The following is a 5,534-nucleotide window of genomic DNA, read 5'->3' as shown; positions in this document are numbered from 1 at the left end:
TGCTCCCCTACAACTGGGTAGATAGTCGCGCCACCGCCAGCCCCGTCATCGATCAGGCCGCCTGAGCGCTCCCCTGTGGGAGTGTTTTAGCGCTTACGGAAGATCGATACCAACTCCCCCATTGCATACGCCCTAGCTGTTAAGCTGCGCGAAGCCATGGAGCGCGGCCGCACGCTGATGCCCGAACATGCTTGGTTGGAACGATGGCAGCCTGAGTTCGACGCGCTGGAACGACTGATTGTGCTCGGTTTCACAACCCAAGCCGTCACTAGCGCCTACCTCGACATCCCAGATCTACCAACGGTGGAATGACTATGAAAACGACATCAGATATTATTGCCGACCAGCGTCGGTCGGGGGTTCACCCTTGCGAACTTGAGGGCTTCGTATCCTCCTCAAGCAAATGGCATGAGGACGCTTGGCTCCTAGATTCCCCGACCCGTGCAATTGCGCGTTCCGGTATCGGAATAGACTGGACCACCTTCCCCATTGAACTCACACCCGTGTTCAAAGAGCTGTTCTGGTCGATATTCATCTCCCGACCTGACGGCCAGCCCTATTCGATCAGCCAAGCCCATTCAGTCTTTGGCCGCTTCCGCTATCTCGCAAAGTGGATGCACGCGCAGAAGCGCAAGTCCTTCGTATCATTCTCTCCCGCTCTTGTCACCGACTTCGTCTCAGACCTGAAAGTCCATCTGCGAGCCAAAGAGAAAGAGCGTGATGAGGACCTCACCACGGCAAGCGTGACCGGATACCTTAAGATTCTTGAGTTCGCCTTCGAGCAGCGCACGACACTTCAGGCCAGAGGAGCGCAAGGCATCTCATTTCCACCATTCGGTGGAGCCTCTGCCTGGAGCATAGCAGACGAGATCGCTCCCGCGATCGAGGTGTTCACCCCGCCAATCCCGGACGCCTTGGTGATACCTATCGTCAGTTCGGCCTATAACTTCATTCGAGAGGTCGCTGATGACGTCCTCAGCCTTGAAGACCTCATCTTTGATTTGGAGAACAAGGACGTCATCAAGAAGAACCCGCGCCGCATCAGCCTTAAACAGTTTCGAAAGCTGAGACCCAGACTGATAGATAGATATGCTAGGGAGCACGCGGACGGGCGTCCTTGGCTCACAGATCTAATCAAGGGCAATGATCAGTCCGAAGAGGGAGACGCCGTAGGTTTAGCCTTCCGCAGGTTGATGATGGATACGGTGGCAGCAGCCATCATCATCCTACGCTTCAGCACCGGAATTCGCCACGGCGAAGTGCTGACCCTTGCCCCCGGCATGCAAGCGAACGGCTTGCCGAACTGCGTGACTACAGAGATCTCGGTCAGCGGTGCCTATGAGCTCTTCTTCATCAAGGGGACGGTCAGTAAAGGCTGGGATCACCCGGAAGACGCGCGATGGCTGCTTGCAGCGCGGGTAAGTGGAGAAACTCGTCTCCCGGATGCGGTTCGGGCAATCCAGGTGATCGAGACGATACTCGCTCCTTGGCGCGAACGAAGCTCCGACCCGGATATCCACAAGCAATTGCTGATTCAATTCGGCACGGTCGGGTTCCCTTCTAGCCCTAGTCACATTCTCCCGATGCTCTCAGATCAAGTGAGCATAATGATGAGGGACTTCTACGAGCGCCGCGTGGACTGGTCAGATGTAGATTTCACGGACCCGAATATATCCTCCTTTGCCGGTCAAGGCATCCGGAAGATTAAATCCAAGCAGTGGCGAAAGACCTGGGCAAACTTCGTCTTCCGCACCGACAGGAAGTTGCTTCCAGCGATTTCACAGCAGTTCCAGCACTACTCCACTGTTCTTACGCAGGATGCCTATATCGGAAAGGATGCCGAACAGCTTGGTCTCATCGGTGACGCCGCCACAGAGCGGGCCATCGAGTTCATGGCCGATGCACTCGACGGCAACAGCGGGGTGGGCGGTATGGCGAGAAAGGCAGTCGACAAGCTGGACGATCTCAAGGCTAGCGTGCGGGGCCTAACAGGAACTGAGAAAAGCGAAGTGATCCGTGATTGGCTTGTGGAGCGCGACATCACCATGTGGTCCGCTCCGCACGGCAAGTGCCTGATTGGAATGATGCCCACTGGCAGTCGCTGCCATGCTGCCGCAGGGACGCTGGACTGGTCCAACCAGACGCCGAACTTCGCCACGCGTAGCCCTCGACTATGCTCTGGATGTGCCTGTTTCGCCGTCGGCCACGAAGACGTCCCCTTCTGGGCCCAACGGTATCTGGAGAACAAGAAGATATGGGAGCAGGCGGTCGCTCGCCACATGGACGTCCACTACGTCGTCGCGCGTGATCGATACCTGGCGTCCGAGAACGTCCTCAAATCCCTCGACATCGATATCGACCAGCTTGTGAAGGATTATCCAGATGGCCATTAAGACTGAGCCGACCGCCCAAGAGCAAAAGCAGATCGAAGACGCCCTTGATCGCCTTGAGCGGGGTGAGCCAAAGGCTAAGACACTTGCCGAGCGCGCTCGCCGCGGGTCGCTCAAGGTCAACCTCAACTCCCTCACTCTAGAATCTGGCGTGAGACGTCATAGGATAGTGAAACTATACCCTGATCTGGCTGCGAGGGCGGGGATACAGAGCGGGGAACGCGGCACAACGGTCCCCTTGCGCAAGCAGCTCGACGATAGCAGGCGCGAAAAAGCCAACGCTCAACACCAGCTTCAGCAGGCGCAGTCCTACAACTTCTACCTCATGGAGCGCATCTCGAAATTCCGCATCGAGGTGAAACTCCTGAACGAACGGGTCGCTGAATTGGAACTAGAAGTGGCGAACGGTGGCTCATCCGACGCTCTCTATTTTGGCAGCGACGATGTCATTGGGGTTCCTGCGAAGACATCCAAACGGAGGCGAGCGCAGGATGGACAACTGACACCTTAAGTGCTCGCCGTTAGCGCGGAGGCTGTAGGCCAATGCCTCCAGCCCAGTGACTCTATCCAACAGAGAACCTCACGGTCCACGCAAACACCAAGCCGGGTCAGCAGCCTAGTGTCTACGCAAGGCGCACCCCCGATCAGTCGGACAACCGATCGTGCCGTCGGCGCATCCGCATACCACCTTGAACCAGTTGCGAGATGGACCCATGAAGCCGTCGTGAGCGAAACCGCCAGAGCCGCTGCGAAGGTCGGTCGTGCTGAAAGGTCGAAGCCGGACGCGACGATATCTCTTCCGAGGTCTGCGGTCCTCACCCCTTTCTTCACGGATTCTTGGGTCTGGTCGTCTTCGAAGAGAAAACCCTCGCTGGTTGCTCTCACCCGCCCACGAACCTGGACGCCGAGCAACTCCCCTGTCGGTCGCATCCATATGGAGCGCTCGACCGACTTTTCGTGAACGAGCGCACGGACGTCTACCAACTCGCCATTGCTCAAATGGCAATTCCTGATGGTATCAGGATATCCAGCCACCGAAAGGACCTCCGATTGACCAAATGTCTCGACGTCGAACTCGCCGGACGCGGTTTCGTTGAGACTAGGATTGCGGTGAACGATCTCGGCCAGCGCGCGGCGGACATTGCCTCCCGCTCCAGCCATGTATGCTACGGCAGGGGCGCAGCCAGCAGCGGAGACAAGATCCGCACAGTGTGAGATCACGGCAACCGCTTCCTCGAAAACGTCGCACACGCCCGGGGACACGTGCGGCAGAACTGCGTGTTTCATGGTTTTTCCAATGTCGAGGGCGCCAATATGGCGCACGTATTTCCAAGCCGGCTACGCGGGCGGCTCTATGGCTCGAGGACAAAGTCCCCGATCCCGACGATGGACTATACGACTACGCTGAGGACGACGGAGGCAGCGCACGACAAAGGGTTCGGCAAAAGCGCCGGACGCGGCAAGACATTAGTGTCAGGGCTAATCGTCATAGAACCTCAAGTCAGAAATATACCTTTAATGATATAATCGAAAGTTGTCAAGGTCTGCTGGTTTCAATAGGTTGAGTAGGTGTCGAGCTACAAGAGAAGCTCCTCGTTCCCCGAAACCTTCCTTTTGACCCACGGTTCGTCTGTCCGCTCCATCGTAATCAAATCGTCTGGGAAGCATCGGCTCTGAAAGGCAAGTGCGTCATCGAAGTCGCCATGCAGCCATTGATCATATTCTTCCGGCATCAAGAGGACTGGCATACGGTCGTGGACCGGACGGATCGCCTCGTTGCAGTCGGTCATGACGCCCGAATAGACAGGACCCCATTCGTCGCTAATTCTCCAAAGGCCGGCCCATCCAAATACCGGCTGACCCTTCACACCGAACCATGTTCGTGTCTTGCTTCCCTTCTCACCCTCGGCCTCGGCGAATTGGGTGACAGGGATGACGCATCGCCATTGGGGCTTGCGCGCCAGCCCAATCCACATGTTCTTCGTAAGGTCAGCTATATTGTTGACCGGCTTTGGCTTAGCTTCCGGCTTCATACCCTTCAAACGGAGCGGAAAGCCCCAGACCATCGACTGAATCGTCCGAACGCCTCCCTCTTCGCGCATCACGACACCAGGATAGCCAGGATAGACTTCTTCAGGGGCGTTAGACTGCGTCGGGTCCGCGACTCCGAAGTGTGCGGCCACCTCGGCTGCGCTCTTTCGGACCGTGTATAGATTGCACATCGTCCAACTCTCCCATTATCAGTCGGCCTGGCACCTCACCTTCACCTCTGCCCGACTATCATCGCCGTCATCCCAACGGATCGAAATCGGAATCAAAGAACAGGTAGCTCGGATCGAACTCACCCAATTTGGCTAGTTTCACCCGATCCGGGATTTCGACCTTCTTCGAGCGGAAGGTCATAAGGCCGTCGTTCCGCAGGGATCGGAGTGCCCGGTTGACGTGCACAGAAGTTATGCCGCAAGCCTCCCCCACGTCACCCTGATTAAGGGCAAGGTCGAACTTCCCATCTTTCGCGAGCCCTACCGCCCGCATGCGGGAATACAGCTCACAGAACAGGTGTGCGATACGCTGCATTGCGCTAAGCCGACCGAGCCGGAACGTCCATTCCCTATGCATCGCTGCGTCGAGCAGGGTTGAGAACCATAGCTGCCGACTGAGATTTGGTCTGGCGGCGACGATCTCGTTCAACCGTTGATGGGGCACGCAGGCCAGCTTGCAAGGTGTGATGGTGGAAACGTCATGATCGAGATAGCGGAGCGGGTAGCCGTGGAGATCGACGAAATCGCCGGGGATGTGGATAGCAACGATCTGACGATTGCCCTCCTTGTCATCCATGTATCGGCACATGACGCCCTCGACGAGCAACGTGCTCACATGGACGGGCTCCTTCGCATGAACGACCAGCTTGCGTGCAGCGACATCCCTCGTCTCGGCGATCGAGGTCTCGAGGATGTGTAGGTCCTCATCAGTCAATTCACGACGACGGCGGTTCAGAAGGAATTTGTCGGTCAGCATGCGGTTATTACGCCTTCGCCTCAATTATTGCGTGGCGACAACTACGATGGCCGGTTGAGCGGCAACTATGATGGCCGGTAGGATCGGTTGTCTGGGCTGATCGTAGGGAGGGGCGTAGCCCTGACC

5 protein-coding genes are annotated in these 5,534 nt (G+C 57.1%); 3 read left to right on the top strand and 2 right to left on the bottom strand.

The genetic code is table 11. From position 1 onward, the window contains the following. Positions 1-314: 314 nt before the first annotated feature. The 3 genes from DI606_RS19295 to DI606_RS19285 all read left to right on the top strand — a co-directional run bounded on the left by DI606_RS19295 (position 315) and on the right by DI606_RS19285 (position 3,605). Complete coding sequence (locus DI606_RS19295; RefSeq protein WP_293985551.1) at positions 315-2,393, top strand: hypothetical protein; 2,079 nt, start codon at positions 315-317, stop codon at positions 2,391-2,393. Beyond that, positions 2,383-2,901, top strand: coding sequence for a hypothetical protein (locus tag DI606_RS19290; RefSeq protein WP_293985549.1), 519 nt, complete (start codon positions 2,383-2,385; stop codon positions 2,899-2,901). The genes DI606_RS19295 and DI606_RS19290 overlap by 11 nt, the downstream gene beginning before the upstream one ends. A gap of 539 nt (positions 2,902-3,440) precedes the next feature. Next, the gene (locus tag DI606_RS19285) at positions 3,441-3,605 is read left to right on the top strand and encodes a hypothetical protein (RefSeq protein WP_293985547.1); all 165 of its coding nucleotides are present in this window, start codon (positions 3,441-3,443) and stop codon (positions 3,603-3,605) included. Between the two features lie 362 nt (positions 3,606-3,967). Here the strand turns inward: DI606_RS19285 and DI606_RS19280 are convergent, their stop codons facing one another. Then, positions 3,968-4,612, bottom strand: coding sequence for an SOS response-associated peptidase (locus tag DI606_RS19280; RefSeq protein WP_293985545.1), 645 nt, complete (start codon positions 4,610-4,612; stop codon positions 3,968-3,970). 67 nt (positions 4,613-4,679) lie between these two features. Beyond that, positions 4,680-5,408: a Crp/Fnr family transcriptional regulator gene (locus DI606_RS19275; RefSeq protein ID WP_293985543.1), complete on the bottom strand. Its 729-nt coding sequence runs from the start codon at positions 5,406-5,408 to the stop codon at positions 4,680-4,682. Positions 5,409-5,534: the final 126 nt, after the last annotated feature.

Source organism: Sphingobium sp. (genome assembly GCF_003248505.1).
Lineage (GTDB): Bacteria > Pseudomonadota > Alphaproteobacteria > Sphingomonadales > Sphingomonadaceae > Sphingobium.
This window is presented reverse-complemented; position numbering and strand designations above follow the sequence as displayed.